This window comes from Curtobacterium sp. YC1 (genome assembly GCF_016267665.1).
Classification (GTDB): Bacteria; Actinomycetota; Actinomycetes; order Actinomycetales; family Microbacteriaceae; genus Curtobacterium.
Window position 1 is genome coordinate 1,642,250 of record NZ_CP066341.1, and the last position, 15,833, is coordinate 1,658,082.

15 protein-coding genes are annotated in these 15,833 nt (G+C 72.4%); 9 read left to right on the forward strand and 6 right to left on the reverse strand.

Going from position 1 to position 15,833, the window contains the following annotated elements:
• Nucleotides 1–61 precede the first annotated feature (61 nt).
• Together I8920_RS07785 and I8920_RS07790 are read right to left on the reverse strand one after the other, a co-directional pair.
• A complete protein-coding gene (locus tag I8920_RS07785) occupies nt 62–1,420 on the reverse strand; it encodes an MFS transporter (protein WP_198658543.1) in 1,359 nt (452 codons plus the stop codon).
• A 227-nt stretch (nt 1,421–1,647) separates the two neighbouring features.
• Nucleotides 1,648–2,208, reverse strand: a complete 561-nt coding sequence (locus I8920_RS07790; protein ID WP_198658544.1) for a hypothetical protein — start codon at nt 2,206–2,208, stop codon at nt 1,648–1,650.
• Nucleotides 2,209–2,712: 504 nt separating this feature from the next.
• Here I8920_RS07790 and I8920_RS07795 point away from each other — a divergent pair.
• Nucleotides 2,713–2,934, forward strand: a complete 222-nt coding sequence (locus I8920_RS07795; RefSeq protein WP_198658545.1) for a hypothetical protein — start codon at nt 2,713–2,715, stop codon at nt 2,932–2,934.
• 1 nt (nt 2,935) lies between these two features.
• Here I8920_RS07795 and I8920_RS07800 read toward each other — a convergent pair whose 3' ends face one another.
• Both I8920_RS07800 and I8920_RS07805 read right to left on the reverse strand, forming a co-directional pair.
• Nucleotides 2,936–3,679, reverse strand: a complete 744-nt coding sequence (locus tag I8920_RS07800) for a YidC/Oxa1 family membrane protein insertase (protein WP_198658546.1) — start codon at nt 3,677–3,679, stop codon at nt 2,936–2,938.
• 61 nt (nt 3,680–3,740) lie between these two features.
• Nucleotides 3,741–4,034 (reverse strand): DUF6412 domain-containing protein, encoded by a 294-nt coding sequence (locus tag I8920_RS07805; RefSeq protein WP_198658547.1) that lies wholly within the window; start codon nt 4,032–4,034, stop codon nt 3,741–3,743.
• 66 nt (nt 4,035–4,100) lie between these two features.
• Between I8920_RS07805 and ybaK the strand changes: the two genes are divergently transcribed.
• From ybaK to pdxT, 8 genes are all read left to right on the forward strand, one after another.
• Entirely contained in the window at nt 4,101–4,586 is a 486-nt protein-coding gene (ybaK, locus tag I8920_RS07810; RefSeq protein WP_198658548.1) for a Cys-tRNA(Pro) deacylase, read from the forward strand.
• A 96-nt stretch (nt 4,587–4,682) separates the two neighbouring features.
• Complete coding sequence (locus I8920_RS07815; RefSeq protein ID WP_198658549.1) at nt 4,683–7,286, forward strand: ATP-dependent Clp protease ATP-binding subunit; 2,604 nt, start codon at nt 4,683–4,685, stop codon at nt 7,284–7,286.
• 609 nt (nt 7,287–7,895) lie between these two features.
• Nucleotides 7,896–8,129, forward strand: a complete 234-nt coding sequence (locus I8920_RS07820) for a hypothetical protein (RefSeq protein ID WP_198658550.1) — start codon at nt 7,896–7,898, stop codon at nt 8,127–8,129.
• Between the two features lie 127 nt (nt 8,130–8,256).
• Entirely contained in the window at nt 8,257–8,799 is a 543-nt protein-coding gene (locus I8920_RS07825; protein ID WP_198658551.1) for an adenine phosphoribosyltransferase, read from the forward strand.
• A 54-nt stretch (nt 8,800–8,853) separates the two neighbouring features.
• Nucleotides 8,854–10,875 (forward strand): threonine--tRNA ligase, encoded by a 2,022-nt coding sequence (gene thrS, locus I8920_RS07830; protein ID WP_198655850.1) that lies wholly within the window; start codon nt 8,854–8,856, stop codon nt 10,873–10,875.
• On the forward strand, nt 10,875–11,444 hold the full coding sequence (locus tag I8920_RS07835) for an HIT family protein (RefSeq protein WP_198655851.1): 570 nt from the start codon (nt 10,875–10,877) through the stop codon (nt 11,442–11,444). The genes thrS and I8920_RS07835 overlap by 1 nt, the downstream gene beginning before the upstream one ends.
• Before the next feature lie 13 nt (nt 11,445–11,457).
• Nucleotides 11,458–12,378 carry a pyridoxal 5'-phosphate synthase lyase subunit PdxS gene (gene pdxS / locus I8920_RS07840; protein ID WP_198655852.1) on the forward strand — a complete coding sequence of 307 codons (921 nt, stop codon included), beginning with the start codon at nt 11,458–11,460 and terminating at the stop codon, nt 12,376–12,378.
• Nucleotides 12,368–12,979 carry a pyridoxal 5'-phosphate synthase glutaminase subunit PdxT gene (pdxT, locus tag I8920_RS07845; RefSeq protein WP_198655853.1) on the forward strand — a complete coding sequence of 204 codons (612 nt, stop codon included), beginning with the start codon at nt 12,368–12,370 and terminating at the stop codon, nt 12,977–12,979. Before pdxS ends, pdxT begins: the two co-directional genes overlap by 11 nt.
• Before the next feature lie 55 nt (nt 12,980–13,034).
• On the opposite strand, the gene I8920_RS07850 is transcribed toward pdxT, so the two are convergent.
• Nucleotides 13,035–14,462 (reverse strand): tetratricopeptide repeat protein, encoded by a 1,428-nt coding sequence (locus I8920_RS07850; RefSeq protein ID WP_198655854.1) that lies wholly within the window; start codon nt 14,460–14,462, stop codon nt 13,035–13,037.
• The gene (locus I8920_RS07855; RefSeq protein ID WP_198655855.1) at nt 14,459–15,760 is read right to left on the reverse strand and encodes an AAA family ATPase; all 1,302 of its coding nucleotides are present in this window, start codon (nt 15,758–15,760) and stop codon (nt 14,459–14,461) included. Before I8920_RS07855 ends, I8920_RS07850 begins: the two co-directional genes overlap by 4 nt.
• Nucleotides 15,761–15,833: the final 73 nt, after the last annotated feature.

Below are 15,833 nucleotides of genomic sequence, written 5' to 3' on the forward strand. Positions count from 1 at the left end.
GTGCGGAGAGCGACAGTTTGTGCGACCTCAGCGGCCCGACCCCGCCCCGCCCGCCCCGGCGCTACCGCGTGCGCGGCTGCCGCACCGACCCCGTGGCGACGCCGATCGACCCGGTGACCGTCTGGATCGCCCGGCCGACCACGGGCACCGACGTCGTGACCACCGCGAGCGACGACGTGATGGCCTCGAGCGACGACGTCGACAGGTGCTCCTGGCCGTGTGCGTGCACCGGGAACCCGCGGCGCGCCAGCACGACGACCCCGAGCGACCCGACCAGCACCGCGGCACCGGCCAGCGGCAGGTACTGCAGCCCGACGATGCCCAGGGCCTGCCCGCCGAGGGCCGCGCCCCCGGCGATCCCGATGTTCGACGCGCCGTTGACCAGGGCACCGGCGATGTCGGGGGAGACGCCTCCGGCCCGGATCGCAGCAGCCATGAAGAGCGTGCCCGTCGTGCCGTTCGCCGCCATCCACACCCCGGCCACGACCATGGTGCCGAGCAGCGAACCGTGCACGAACGGCATCGCGGCGAACGCGACGACCATCGTGCCGACCGCGACGACGAGCGTCTGCCGCGGAGCGCGGTCGACGAACATGCCGGCGAGCCAGAGTCCGACGACCCCGGTGCCGCCGAGCACGAGCAGGGCCCCGCTGACCATGCCGGCGTCGAGCCCGGCGTCGATCGCGTACGGGCCGATGTAGGTGTAGACGACGTAGTGCCCGGCGAAGAGCAGGCCGTCGGCGACCACGACCGCGAGCAGGCCGGTCCGCGCCCACGACCGCGGGGAACCGATGTGCGGGGAGGTGGCGCCGTGCACGGCGGGCAGGAACAGGAGTGCGACGACGGCGAGCACGGCGGCCGCGACCGCGACGGAGAACACGGCGGGGCGCCAGCCGATGTGCTGCGCGACCCAGGTGGCGAGGGGCACGCCGAGCACGAAGCCGAGCGAACTGCCGGAGTACACGAACGCGATCGCCCGACCGGCCAACCGCGGCGGCACGATCCGGGTCGCGTACGCCGAGGCCACCGAGAAGAACAGGGCGTGGGCGACGCCACCGACGACCCGGCCGGCGCAGACGACGGCGAACGACGGCGCGAGCGCGATCATCACGTTCGACACGGTGTAGCCGACGAGCGTCGACACGAGCACGGTCTTGCGCGGCAGCTTCGCGGTGAACGCGGTGAGCGGCAGGGCGAGCAACGCCACGGCGGCGGCGTACACCGTGATGACGATGCCCATGGTCGCCTCGGTGACGCCGAGGTCGGCGCTCATCGTGCCGAGCAGCCCGACGGGCATGAGCTCGGTGGTGATGGCGAAGAACGTCGCCAGACCGAGCACGGCGATGCCGACGACGGACTGGCTGGTGACGGTGATCGGCCGCGTGTGGGTCGACACGGCCGAGGTGGTGTTGGTGGACACGCTGCTGACCTCCTCCGGGGCACGGTGGAGCGCGCGACGATGCCGATCGGGGGAACGGCGATGACCGGGGGGTCTGCGGGGCGCGCTCGCGGGCGGGTGTGGATGATGTGGGTACGACTCCACGACGAGTGCGCGCAACCAGTGTTGCACGGTCGAACAGCGTCACGCGAGGGGGTCCGGCCAGTTTTTCGGAGCGCTCCAACGAACTCCCAGGTCAGGGGCGGACCTCAGTACCCGTTCGTCACCCGGCCCTGTACCCCGCCCCCGCGCAGGTCGATCGTCAGGGTCCCGCTCCTCGACTGCGCCGACATCGACACCGATCCGTGCAGGGCGGCATCGCGCGGGAAGCACGCCGACGAGGACTCGATCCGGTCCGCCGTCGCCACCAGGCAGATCGTCGACCGGTCCGTCCCGACGCCGGCCCACACGTTCCAGGGCGTCTCGGCGGTCCCGCCGTCGAGCGCGCGGTTCGAGAAGACGATCCGCGTGGTGTGCAGGCTCACCGGGGCGGCCACCGGTCCGGGCAGCTGGTCGGCGTAGGTCTGCGGCGCGTCGAGCAGCTGCTCGAGCGTGACCGTCCCCGCGGTCGGCGTGATGCTCGGTGCCGCGGCGACGTCCGGCCGGGCGGTGCCCACGACGGTGCCGACGGCGAAGGCGACGCCCACCGCGGCCACCGCACCGGCCACCGCCCAGGCGCGTGGTCGCCGGGTCCAGAGCAGCGTGCGCCAGCGGGACGGTCGCGTCGGCTGGGCCGGGGGGCCCGGTGCGCGCCCGTCGTCATCGCTCACGGCGCCGGCGTGGTCACCCGTGTCCCCATCGGCGGCGTCGGCAGCGTCGGCGGTGTGTCCGGCGTCGTGCTCGACGGTGTTCCCCGCACGGCTCGGAGGTGTACCCCCGGTCCCGTCCTCGGTGCGGCGCCGCGCGCCGCCCTCCGCGCCGCGTCGCGCGCCGGTCCCCGCCGGGGTCGCCCCGTGCTCGGGACGCGACCCCGTCGGGGACGATGGCGACGTGCGGACCGGATCCGGGCCTCCCGTCCGACCGCCGCGACCACCGGACGCACCGAGCACCCGTGACCGCCGACCGCTGTCCAGGTCCTGCAACGCGATCCGGGCGCGCGCGGCGTCCGCGGGGCTCGAACCCGATCCCCAGGCCACGGCCTCCAGCCGTTCCCGTTCCGCTGCCACGTCGTCGTGGGCCATGCGCACTCCCGCTCTGCCGGTCGGGTGGACTGGTCCATCGTGGCACCGCGTCGCCGTCCGCGCGCACCCAGAACGAGGGAGTAGTCGTGGTGCATGAGCAGCGAACCCGGCCCCGTGCCCGAGCCCGACGCCGACCAGGAGGCCATCGGCCCACTGAGCCACGACACGCAGTCCGGCGAGGCCGACTACGTCGCCACGAGCCCCGGTGGTTCCTTCACCGAGAGCCACGTCCCGACCGCCGACGAGGAACAGGGCCGCGGCACCGAGTACGACCCGGTCGACCAGGGCCCGCAGCAGGAGGGCCAGGGCGGCTGAGCTACCGGAGCACCCGTCGCAGCACGGCCCGCTCGCCGAGGGTCCAGAGGGCACTCGTCACGATGTACAGGGCGGCCGCGAGGGGTGCGATCGCCGCGAACACGACCGTCAGGAAGGGCGCGACCCGACCCACGCCGGCGGCGACGGCAGCACCGGGTACCTCAGCGCCGGCCTCGGGCGCTGCCACCGGGCTCCAGTGGGCGTTCGCGCGGCGGCTCTGCTCCACCACGAGGGCGAGGACCACCAGCAGCAGGACCACCACCCAGGCGTGCGTCCAGAGCGGCGAGGTCAGCGTGACGACGAGCGAGTGTCCGAGTGGGACACCCACCAGGGTCGCGTCGAGCAGGGCGTTCGTGGTGCCGCCGATCCACGGGTGCGTGAACAGGGCGGAGACGAGCGACAGCACCGGGGCCTGGGCGAGGACGGGCAGGCAACCGGCCAGGGGCGAGACCCGCTCGTCGGTGTACAGCTGCTGCACCGCGCGCTGCAGTCGTTCGGTGTCGTGGCCGTACCGCCTGCGCAGCGCCGCGAGCTGCGGTGCCAGACGTCGTCGGTCTCGTTCGGCCCGCACCTGCAGCACGGACAGCGGGACGAGCACGAGCCGGACGGCCAGGGTGAGGAGCACGACGGCGATCGCCGCGGCGAACGGTCCGGCGACGGGGGAGAGCGCCGCGGTGAGGGCGGCGCCGAGGTCCGCGCCGCCGTGCAGCAGCGGGCCGACGAGGGGCAGGGTGGACAGGTCCATGACGGTTCCGATCGGTGGTGGGTCAACGGGGTGCGCGAGCGGCCCGGCCACCGGTCGGTGGTCAGGCCGGGGTCGCGACCCCCGGTGCCCGAGAGCGGACGTGTCCGTCGGCGTCCGGGTGGCTCCACCCGATCCGGGTGACCAGGTCGGGCACCGCCGAGCGCTCCGACACGGATGCCGGTCCGACCCTCAGGACGGCCGCCAGCACCGCGACGAGCAGCCGGGCGACGACGACGGTCACGGCGACCGCGGTCAGTCCGAGTGCCGCCGCGGCCAGCAGGGGCAGCACCCCGGCGGCCGGGTCGCCGAGCACCAGCGCGGCGGTGGCGCGGAGCAGCAGCAGGACGGCGGTCATGGTCCGTTCAGCGTAACGCCCGCGTGCCGTCGAGGACCGGGAGGTGCGGCGGGGGAGGATCACGGCATGACCGCAGGTTCGCCGAGCACCCCAGCGACCGTCGCGCTCGAGGCGGCCGGGGTCCCGTACACGCCGCACGTGTACGAGCACCACGAGAGCGCCACCAACTTCGGAGAAGAGGCGGCCGCCGCCCTCGGGCTGCGCGAGGAGCAGGTCTTCAAGACCCTCGTCGTCTCCGTCGACGGCACCCTCGCCGTCGCGATCGTGCCCGTGGCGAACCGACTGGACCTCAAGGCCATCGCCGCCGCGGTCGGGGGCAAGAAGGCGACGCTGGCCGATCCCGCCCTCGCCGAGAAGCGCACCGGGTACGTCGTCGGCGGGATCAGCCCGGTCGGGCAGAAGACGCCACTACGGACGGTCATCGACGAGTCGGCCCTGTCGTACGCGAGCATCTTCGTCTCCGGCGGGCGCCGCGGCTTCGACATCGAGGTCGCCCCGACCGACCTCGCACGGATCACCGACGCGGTCGCTGCACCCATCGCGCGGACCTGAGTCGGGTCGCCGCAAGTTTCTTCCGGACCCGGGAATGACCCGGGCCCTCCTGCGTTGCATTGAGTCGAAGGCACTCAAGTTCCCCAGGAGGTCCCTTTGCCAGCAACGTTCGGCCCGACCGGTGGCAACGACTCGTTCGACGAGTTCCTCGCCCGCCTGCTCGCGGCACAGCGCACCGGTGACCAGCAGCGCGTCCGTGCGTTCGGTCGACCGGTCGACATCACCCGGCTGCTCAGCCGCCGGACCCACGAGCTGCTCCAGCACACCGCCGAGTACGCGGTCGCGCAGGGGCAGCGCGAGATCGACGCACTGCACATCCTGCACGTGCTCGTCCGCACCGAGCCGTTCGACGCCGTCGTGCGCTCCGCCGGGGTCGACCCCCGGCGACTCGCCGAGGAGATCGAGCAGCGCCTGCCGGTGGCGCACGAGCCGCTGGCCGAGCAGACCGGCCGCCCGGCGCTGACCGGCACCGCCCAGCGCATCCTCGTCGAGGCGACGCAGGCCGCGCGGGGCTTCGGCAGCACCTACACCGACCCCGAGCACGTCTTCTTCGCGCTCGTGATGGACCAGGAGACCGTGACCGGCCAGCTGCTCGCCAGCGCCGGGATCACCCCGCAGGTCATGCAGGACTACGCGGCACAGGCCGCGGCAGCAGCACGAGAGGGGCGCCCCGCGCCCGGGTCACCCGACGCCGTCGGCACTGACCAGGCCACCGACAGCGCCACCCCGACGCTCGACCAGTTCGGCACCGACCTCACCGCGCGCGCCCGTGACGGGCACGTCGACCCGGTGATCGGCCGCGCCGACGAGATCGAGCAGACCGTCGAGATCCTGCTCCGTCGCACCAAGAACAACCCGGTGCTGATCGGTGAGCCCGGCGTCGGCAAGACCGCGATCGTCGAGGGCCTCGCCCAGCGCATCGTCGACGGTGACGTCCCCGCCCTGTTGCAGGGCAAGCGGGTCGTCGCACTCGACCTGCCCGGCATGCTCGCCGGCACCCGCTACCGCGGCGACTTCGAGGAGCGCCTCACCACGGCGATGGACGAGATCGCGGCGCACGCCGACGAGCTCATCGTCTTCGTCGACGAGCTCCACACCGTCGTCGGCGCCGGCGGCGGCGGCGAGGGCGGCTCGATGGATGCCGGCAACATCCTCAAGCCCCGGCTCGCCCGCGGCGACCTGCACATGGTCGGCGCGACGACGCTCAACGAGTACCGCCGGATCGAGAAGGACGCCGCACTCGAGCGCCGCTTCCAGCCCGTCACGGTGGGGGAGCCGACCGTCGAGGACGCCGTCGCGATCCTGACCGGCCTCGCCCCGCGCTACGCGGAACACCACGGCGTCGTCTACACGCCCGAGGCGCTCCGCGCGGCCGTCGAGCTCTCGCACCGCTACGTGACCGACCGACACCTGCCGGACAAGGCCATCGACCTCGTCGACCAGGCCGGTGCACGCCGACGCCTCGCCCTGTCGGGCGACGTCGACGTCGAGGCGCTCCGCACCCAGGTCGCCGACCTGACGACCCGGAAGGACCGCGCGGTCGCCGAGGAGCACTACGAGAAAGCGTCCGACCTGCGCGACGAGATCGTCGGACTGGAGGCCCGGATCACCGCCGCCTCGTCGGCCGACGCGAGCCGCTCCTCCCGTCCGGGATCCGCGGAGACGTCGATCACGGAAGCCGACATCGCCGAGGTGGTGTCCCGCGCCACCGGCATCCCGGCGGCCCGTCTCGGGTCGGCAGACAAGACGCGGCTCGCCGCGCTCGAGTCCGAGCTGCACGAGCGCGTCGTCGGGCAGGACGACGCGGTCGTCGCGATCGCCAGGGCCGTCCGGCGCAGCCGGACCGGCATGGGCGACCCGCGACGCCCGGTCGGCAGCTTCCTGTTCCTCGGCCCGACGGGCGTCGGCAAGACCGAGCTCGCGAAGGCCCTCGCCGGCTCGCTGTTCGGCGACGAGTCCGCCATGGTCCGCTTCGACATGAGCGAGTTCGGCGAACGCCACACCGTGTCCCGCCTGGTCGGTGCCCCTCCCGGGTACGTCGGGTACGACGAGGCCGGGCAGCTCACCGAGCGCGTCCGCCGCAACCCGTACTCCGTCATCCTGCTCGACGAGGTCGAGAAGGCCCACCCGGACGTCTTCAACCTGCTCCTGCAGGTGCTCGACGACGGTCGGCTGACCGACGGCCAGGGGCGCACGGTCGACTTCCGCAACACGGTCGTCATCATGACGTCGAACCTCGGGTCGGAGTTCCTGGCCTCGCGGTCCGGAGCGCTCGGGTTCTCCGCGGCGGCCGACGGCGGCTACGGGGAGCAGGACCTGCGCAACCGGGTGATGGGCAAGGTGCGCGAGGCGATGCGGCCGGAGTTCATCAACCGCATCGACGAGGTCGTGCTGTTCCGCAAGCTCGATCCGACGCAGATCCGCTCGATCGTGTCGCTGCTGCTGCAGGACACGGCCCTCCGACTCGTCGCGCAGGACCTGCTGCTGTCGGTGTCGGACGCCGCGGTCGACTGGCTCGCCGAGCACGGGTACGAGCCGGAGTACGGTGCCCGCCCGCTCCGCCGACTCATCCAGCGCGAGGTCGACGACCGCATCGCGACCCTGGTGGTCGAGGACGGGGTCACCGCGGGGGACACCGTCCGGGTCGACGTCGTGGACGGCGAGCTGACGGCGACCGTCGCAGACCACGCCACGGTGTAGTCCCGACATCCCGGACGAGGCCCGGTACCCGATGGGTGCCGGGCCTTTCGGCGTGTTCAGGAGTGCAATTCCGAAGAATCTCGACGAATGGGGTTGCGCGGTGAATTGTCGTGCCGATAGTGTTCACTCGTCGCGAACGGTCGGGTATTCGACCAGGACGACTCCACCAGCTCGAGACCGAAAGGGGGCCGACCATGATGATCTTCGCAACCACTCCGTTCCGTGGGATCCGCGAGCGCGTCGGCACCCCGTTCCGCGTCCGCTGACCCGGGGCGTCCCACTCTCCTGACACCTGTGCCTCAGAGCACCGTGCGCTGCGCCGATCAGGCTCACTGATCCGGCTCGCGCAAGACCGGTCCGTCCGTCTGCCGAACGGCTCGTCGACACGTCGACGAATGCCGCTCGATCGTCGCGGACGTCGCCGGGAGAATGTCGATGGACAGTGCGACGCTTCCGGTGTCGACGTGCATTCCACGATCCGTCGTGCGGTCATTCCCGGGACCATCCGGGAGTGCATTCTCGCGCATTCATTTCCTGCTGCCCGCAACCCGGGCAGATCCGTCGTGCCCGCAACCCGGGCAGCTCTGCCGTGCCCTGAAGGGGAACACCGTGTCCACGAAGACCACCACCCGTCCACCCGATACCCGCGCGGTGCGCCGTCGGGTCTCGCTCACCGACCGCATCGCCCTCCGCGTCGGGATGTCGCTCATCATCTGGAGTCGACGCACCCGCACCGTGCGACCGTCACTCGACCACGCCACCGTGGCGCGTCTCGAGCGCGAGCGCCGGCAGCGCGAACTCGACTGGCTGACGCAGGTCGCCGCGCTGCGCATGTGGCGCTGAGCCGCCGATCGCGCGCGGCGCTCGTCCTCGCGCTTGCTGGTCCGGCACCCGGCGGCCACCCCCGCCGGGTGCCGACCGCGCGTGCCGACGTGTCGGACGCGCCCCGGGCCTCCCGTACCGTTGACGGGTGACCGAAACCGCAGCTGCACTCGTCGAACGCCTGACCGCCCTTGTGCCGGACTTCCCGAAGCCGGGGGTGCTCTTCCGTGACGTGACGCCCGTGTTCTCGGACGCCGTCGCCTTCGGCCGCGTCTGCGAGGCACTCGCTGCGCCGTTCGCGATCGGCGCCGGGTTCGACGCCGTCGCCGGCATCGAGGCCCGCGGCTTCGCCCTGGCCGGCGGCATCGCCGCGCAGCACCAGGTCGGGGTGCTCACCGTCCGCAAGGCCGGCAAGCTGCCCGGCGAGGTGCTCAGCGAGCAGTACGCGTTGGAGTACGGCGAGGCCGAGCTCGAACTCCGGCCGGGCCAGCTGCCGGCGGGCACGCGGGTGCTCGTCGTCGACGACGTGCTGGCCACCGGCGGCACCGGCGCGGCCACGATCACCCTGCTCGAGCGGGCCGGGTACCAGGCGATCGGCTTCGCCGCCCTGCTCGAGCTCGACGGGCTGAACGGCCGCGAGCGACTCGAGCCCCGGCTGCCCGTCGCGACCCTCGGCGCCGTCCCCGCCTGAGCCCGCACCCGCACTAGTCTTGACGCACCATCCCGATCGAGGAGTCCCATCACCGTGACCGAGTCAGTCGCCCCCGCGCCCGCCGAGCTTCCCCTTGCACCCGAGCCCCGGACCGCGACGACGACCACGACGGGCACCGAGCTCTTCGACGGTGAGCGCGGCATCGTGGCGATCCGTGTCGACGGCGTCCTCAAGGACCTCGCCGCCGACGTGCAGGCCGGCGAGACCGCCGAGCCGGTGACCCTCGATGAGCAGGACGGGCTCGACATCCTGCGGCACTCCGCGGCACACGTGCTCGCGCAGGCCGTGCAGCAGATCAACCCGGACGCGAAGCTCGGCATCGGTCCGCCCGTCACCGACGGTTTCTACTACGACTTCGACGTCGCCGAGCCCTTCACCCCCGAGGACCTCAAGGCGATCGAGAAGGGCATGGACCGCATCGTCAAGCAGGCCCAGCGCTTCCGCCGCGTGGTCGTCACCGACGAGCAGGCGCGCGAACTCATGGCGGGGGAGCCGTACAAGCAGGAGCTCATCGGTCTCAAGGGCGCCGCGGACGCCGGTGACTCGGGCGAGAGCGTCGAGGTCGGCGCCGGCGAGCTGACGGTCTACGAGAACGTCGACCCGAAGTCGGGCGAGGTCGTCTGGCAGGACCTCTGCCGCGGTCCGCACGTCCCGCACACCCGTTGGATCGGCAACGCCGCCAAGCTCATGCGCGTCGCGGCGGCCTACTGGCGCGGCTCGGAGAAGAACCCGCAGCTGCAGCGCATCTACGGCACGGCCTGGCCCGACAAGGACCAGCTCAAGGCCTACCTCGTGCGCCTGGAGGAGGCCGCCAAGCGCGACCACCGCAAGCTCGGCGCCGAGCTCGACCTGTTCTCGTTCCCCGACGAGATCGGGTCCGGCCTGGCGATCTTCCACCCGAAGGGCGGCATCATCCGCCGCGAGATGGAGGACTACTCGCGCCGTCGGCACGAGCAGGAGGGCTACTCCTTCGTCTACACGCCGCACATCACCAAGGGCGACCTGTTCGAGCAGTCCGGGCACCTCGGCTGGTACAAGGACGGCATGTTCCCGGCCATGCACATGGACGAGGCACGCGACGAGGACGGCAACGTCACCCGCCAGGGCGCCGACTACTACCTCAAGCCGATGAACTGCCCGATGCACATCCTGGCGTACCGCTCGCAGGCCCGGTCGTACCGCGACCTGCCGCTGCGGATGTTCGAGTTCGGCACGGTGTACCGCAACGAGAAGTCCGGCGTCATCCACGGCCTGACGCGTGTGCGCGGCATGACCCAGGACGACGCGCACATCTTCACCACGCCGGAGAAGATGAAGGAGGAGCTGACCACGACGCTCGAGTTCGTGCTGTCGCTCCTGCGCGACTACGGCCTCGACGACTTCTACCTCGAGCTGTCGACGAAGGACCCGGAGAAGTACGTCGGTGACGACGAGGTCTGGGAGGTCGCGACGAACACCCTGCGCGAGGTCGCCGAGGAGTCCGGGCTCGAGCTCGTGCCCGACCCGGCCGGTGCGGCGTTCTACGGCCCGAAGATCTCGGTGCAGGCGCGGGACGCGATCGGCCGCACGTGGCAGATGTCGACCGTGCAGCTCGACTTCAACCTGCCCGAGCGCTTCGGCCTGGAGTACGCGGCCGCCGATGGCACGCGCCAGCGCCCCGTCATGATCCACCGCGCCCTGTTCGGGTCGATCGAGCGGTTCTTCGGCGTCCTCACCGAGCACTACGCCGGTGCGTTCCCGGTCTGGCTGTCCCCGGTGCAGGTCGTCGCGATCCCGGTCGCGGCCGAGTACGGCGACTACCTCGACGAGGTCGTCGCGAAGCTCCGCAGCCACGGCGTCCGCGCCGAGGTCGACCACTCCGACGACCGCATGCAGAAGAAGATCCGCACGCACACCAAGGCGAAGGTGCCGTTCCAGCTCATCGCCGGCGGCGACGACCGCGACGCCGGAGCCGTCTCGTTCCGCTTCCGTGACGGCCGCCAGGACAACGCGGTGCCCGTGGACGAGGCCGTCGACCGGATCCTCACCGCGATCCGCGAGCGCGCGCAGGTCTGATGACCGACGAGCAGGACCCGCTGGTCATCCGGGACGCCGCCACCGCGGCGGCCGTCCCGGATGCCTTCCAGCGTCTGTGGAACCCGCACCGGATGGCGTACATCGACGCCGGTCGGCAGGGCGAGGGACGCGGGCACAAGGACGACTGCCCCTTCTGCGAGGCACCCCGGAAGTCCGACGAGGACGCCCTGGTCGTCGCCCGCGGTGAACACGCCTACGTCCTGCTCAACCTGTACCCGTACAACAACGGCCACCTGCTCGTCTGCCCGTACCGGCACGTCCCGCTCTACGACGAGGCGACGCCGGAGGAGACCCGCGAGATCGGCGAGCTCACGCAGACCGCGATGCGCGTGCTGCGGCAGGTGTCGCACTGCGACGGCTTCAACATCGGCATGAACCAGGGCGAGGTCGCCGGGGCCGGCGTCGCCGCACACCTGCACCAGCACATCGTGCCGCGGTGGCAGTCCGACGCCAACTTCTTCCCGATCATCGCGCGCACGAAGTCGATGTCGCAGATGCTCGGCGAGACCCGGCGACTCATCGCCGACGGGTGGCCCGCGGCGCACTAGACTGGGCGGCATCATGAGCGACAGCACCAGCACCTCCGGCACCCCTGGCACCTCGATCACCGGCTCCGACCGCGTCAAGCGCGGCCTCGCCGAGATGCTCAAGGGCGGCGTCATCATGGACGTCATCGACGCCGACCAGGCACGCATCGCCGAGGAAGCCGGCGCCACCGCCGTCATGGCACTCGAGCGCGTCCCCGCCGACATCCGTGCGCAGGGCGGCGTCGCCCGCATGTCGGACCCGTCGATGATCGAGGAGATCATCGCCGCCGTGTCGATCCCGGTCATGGCGAAGGCCCGCATCGGCCACTTCGTCGAGGCCCAGGTGCTGCAGGAGCTCGGCGTCGACTACATCGACGAGTCCGAGGTCCTGTCGCCCGCCGACTACGTGAACCACATCGACAAGTGGAACTTCACCACCCCGTTCGTCTGCGGTGCCACCAACCTGGGCGAGGCGCTCCGTCGCATCACCGAGGGAGCGGCCATGATCCGCTCCAAGGGCGAGGCCGGCACGGGTGACGTGTCCGAGGCCACCAAGCACATCCGCACGATCAGCAAGGAGATCGCGGCGCTGCGCAACCTCAAGGACGACGAGCTCTACGTCGCCGCGAAGGAGCTGCAGGCCCCGATCGACGTCGTGAAGGAGGTCGCGACGACCGGCAAGCTGCCCGTCGTGCTCTTCACCGCCGGCGGCGTCGCGACCCCGGCCGACGCCGCGATGATGATGCAGCTCGGCGCTGACGGCGTCTTCGTCGGCTCCGGCATCTTCAAGTCGGGCGACCCGGCCAAGCGAGCAGCCGCGATCGTCAAGGCCGTCACCTTCCACGACGACCCCAAGGTCATCGCCGAGGTCTCGCGTGGGCTCGGCGAGGCGATGGTCGGCATCAACGTCGCCGACGTGCCCGCGCCGCACCGCCTCGCCGAGCGTGGCTGGTAGCCCGACGGGTGGCGCTCGGCCCCGCATCGGGGTGCTGGCGCTGCAGGGCGACTTCCGCGAGCACATCGTCTCGCTGACGGAGCTCGGCGCCGACGTGGTGCCGCTCCGCCGTGCCGAGGAGATCGACGGCCTCGACGGCGTCGTCATCCCCGGCGGCGAGTCGAGCGTCATGGACAAGCTGTCCCGGTCGTTCGGCGTCGCCGAGCCGCTCGCCGACGCCATCCGCGGCGGGCTGCCCGCCTACGGCACCTGCGCCGGCATGATCATGCTGTCGGCACGCATCGCCGACGGGATCAGCGGGCAGCAGACGCTCGGGGTGCTCGACACCACCGTGCGGCGCAACGCGTTCGGCGCGCAGAACGACTCGTTCGAGACCGACATCCCGATGCCCGACCTCGGCGAGGCCCCGGTGCACGCGGTGTTCATCCGGGCGCCCGTGGTCGAGCAGCACGGCGACGACGTGCACGTGCTCGGGGCGCTCCCGGACGGCCAGGTCGTCGCGGTGCAGCAGGGCAGCGTCATCGCGAGTGCGTTCCACCCCGAGGTCGCTGGCGAGGACCGGTTCCACCGCCGGTTCCTCGACCTCGTCCGCAGCGCCTGACCACGGCAGCAGGCGGCGGCTCCGTCGTCCGACGACGCGGGTGCGGTGTGGCGGGTCAGCCGACCGCGAGCTGCGAGACGACGGACAGCGCCGTCGCCACCAGCGCGGCGGATCCGAGCACGGCCCAGAGCACGAGGGGCTTCCGCGTCCGCCGGTGCGGGCGTCGGAGCACCTCGCTCGCGCACATGCACGCCGCGAAGACGGCGGCCCAGGCCGTCGGCAGCGTCCGCCCGACCGCGGCGGTCCCGGGCGTGCCGAGCACCGCCGAGAACAGCCACACCCCGAGCGCCGTGCACGCCGGCAGCGCCGCGAGCCTGCGCCACTGATCGCCCCAGCCGAGGCGCAGGCGACCGGCGGGGGTGTCGGGGAACCGCCCGGCCCGGACGTCGACCCGGGCACGGGTCACGACGACCGTCGCGAGCGCGGCCGTCTGCAGCAGCACGACCACACCGACGGCGGCGACCGCGTGCCCGACCGCGGGCTCGGACGACCCGGGCGGACGGGTCAGTACGACGACGGAGGCGACGACGGTCACCACGATGCCGAGCACGCTGACGAGCACGGCTGCGGCGACCTGCGGATCGCGCGCGAACGTCCGTCGCCAGACGCGCCACCGGTACTTCCGCGCACCGTTCCGCACGGTGACGCTGAACGACAGCGCCGCGAACGCCGTCACCACCCAGGCGATCGGTGCCGACGGTGCCGACGGGGCGCCGGCACGGACCTCGATGCCGAGCACGGTGACGGTCGCCACGACCAGGACGAACAGGACGGTGACGGACAACCGCCGCCAGAGCAGGGCGTCGAGCTGTTCCCCGGCGCCGCGCGATGCGGGGTTCACCGCGAGCACCGAGAGCGACCGCTCCGCAGCGGTGGCCTCGTCGGCCAGGCGTGCCGACGCCAGCAGGACGTCCTCGTCCGTCGGGGCGAGCTCGAGCGCGGCCTCGATCAGCCGTCGCGACTCGTCCGGCCGCCGGAGTGCCATCGCGCACCGTGCGGCATCGGCGAGGATCCCGGGCTGGTCGGCGCCGAGTTCGGTCGCACGTCCGAGCGCTCGCACGCACCGCTCGATGTCCGAGTACGGCCACGCCGCGAGGTCGCGCGGACGCCGGTCCGACGGGGACCACCACGTGTGCACGAAGGCCCACTGCAGGTGTGCCCGCGCCCAGTCCGGACGGAGTTCGACGAGCCGGTCGGCGTACCGCTTCGCATCCGCGTCCTGCCCGACGGCGGCACTCGACGTGACGAGCGCGTCGAGCGCGGTGATCTGCTCCGGGTCGATCGCGAGCGCGCGGTGCCCCGCGTCGACGGCGGCCCGGTGGTCCTCGCGGATGCGCTCCACACGGGCGAGTTCCGCCCAGAGCCGAGCGTCGTCCGGCAGGGTGGCCAGGCCGCGACGGACCTCGTCGCGGGCGTCGTCCGGTCGACGGAAGTCGAGCAGCGCCCGTGCCCGTTCGAGCGCGTGCTCGACGTCGTCGCTCACCCGCGCGGCTTCTCGGTGCGCAACCACGCGGCGAGGTCGTCGTACTCACCGCTGGTGTTCGCGAACTCGGCGACGTTCCGTGCGGCCTGCACCCACGGCCCGATCGACGGACGCACCTCGTGCAGGGCGTCGCGCACGTCGGTCATCCGGATCGGCCGGACGGTGCCGGTCCGGATGGATTCCGCCATCGCCTTCTCGGCGGCGGTCGTCACCAGGTGCTGCAGGTCCGCGCCGGAGAAGCCGCGGGTCCTGCGGACGAGCGCGCCGAGGTCGATGCCCTCGATGGGTCGTTCCCGCAGGTGCACACGCAGCACGGCCTCGCGGGCGACGTCGTCCGGCGGACCCACGAAGACCATGCGGTCGAACCGGCCCGGTCGCTTCAGCGCGGCGTCGACGTCCCACGGGTGGTTCGTCGCGGCGAGCACGTACAGCCCGTCGTTCCGGGCGTCCACCCCGTCCATCTCGACGAGCAGCTGGTTGACGACGTTGCGGAACGACGACCACTGGCCCGCGCTGCGCTTGCCGCCGATGGCGTCCATCTCGTCGAAGAACAGGACCGCGGGTGCTGCTGCGCGTGCCTGCTCGAACACGCGGTGGACGTTCTTCTCGCTCTCCCCGATGTACTTGTCGAGGACTCCGTTGAGGCTCACGCTCAGGAAGTGCGCGCCGAGCTCGCCGGCGATCGCCCGAGCGATGAAGGTCTTGCCGCAGCCGGGCGGGCCGTACAGCAGCAGTCCGCCGCGGAGTGTCTTGCCGAACGCCCGCGCGATGTCGGGGTGCGCCATCGGCTGGAGGAACGACTCCTCGATGCGGCGCTTGACCCCGTCGAGCCCGCCGACGTCGGCCAGCCGGGTCGTTTCGCGGCGCAGTTCGGCGATCGGGACGGGGTCGTCGTCGGACGTCCCCTGCTCGGTCACGAAGGGCGGCGGCGTGACGACCCCGATGTCGCGTTCCAGGGCGTGCCAGTCGATGCCGTCGTCGGCCGCCGGAGTCGCCGGAGTCACCGGAGTCGACGGGGACGACGGTGCCGTCGTCGGCGATCCGGGCGTCGCGGACCGCTCGGTGTCCCCGGTGCCCGCACCACCCGCGTCGGCACCGCCGGCAGCGTCGGCGGCCCGGCGGACGAGGGCCTGGGCGTCCGCGTTGCCGGGTTCGCGCTGCAGGACCGCCGCGGCCTGCGCGATGGCGTCGGTCAGCCGGCCGGCATCGACGAGGAGTCCGGCGTAGCGCAGCCGGAGGGCCGTGTCGTCCGGCAGTACCTCGACGGCGGCCGCGAGCGCTGCGAGCGGGTCGGTCATGCTTCCCCCCTGGGTGTCCGTGCCCTCGATCGTAGGCGACACCCGGTCGGCCACGGCGATCACCGGGTCGCGG

Bases quoted from the DNA above. Each gene is read 5' to 3' on its own strand.
- I8920_RS07795 (WP_198658545.1), top strand. From the start codon at position 2,713: ATGAGCAGCGAACCCGGCCCCGTGCCCGAGCCCGACGCCGACCAGGAG.
- I8920_RS07800 (WP_198658546.1), bottom strand. From the start codon at position 3,679: ATGGACCTGTCCACCCTGCCCCTCGTCGGCCCGCTGCTGCACGGCGGC.
- I8920_RS07805 (WP_198658547.1), bottom strand. From the start codon at position 4,034: ATGACCGCCGTCCTGCTGCTGCTCCGCGCCACCGCCGCGCTGGTGCTC.
- ybaK (WP_198658548.1), top strand. From the start codon at position 4,101: ATGACCGCAGGTTCGCCGAGCACCCCAGCGACCGTCGCGCTCGAGGCG.
- I8920_RS07835 (WP_198655851.1), top strand. From the start codon at position 10,875: ATGACCGACGAGCAGGACCCGCTGGTCATCCGGGACGCCGCCACCGCG.
- pdxS (WP_198655852.1), top strand. From the start codon at position 11,458: ATGAGCGACAGCACCAGCACCTCCGGCACCCCTGGCACCTCGATCACC.
- I8920_RS07855 (WP_198655855.1), bottom strand. From the start codon at position 15,760: ATGACCGACCCGCTCGCAGCGCTCGCGGCCGCCGTCGAGGTACTGCCG.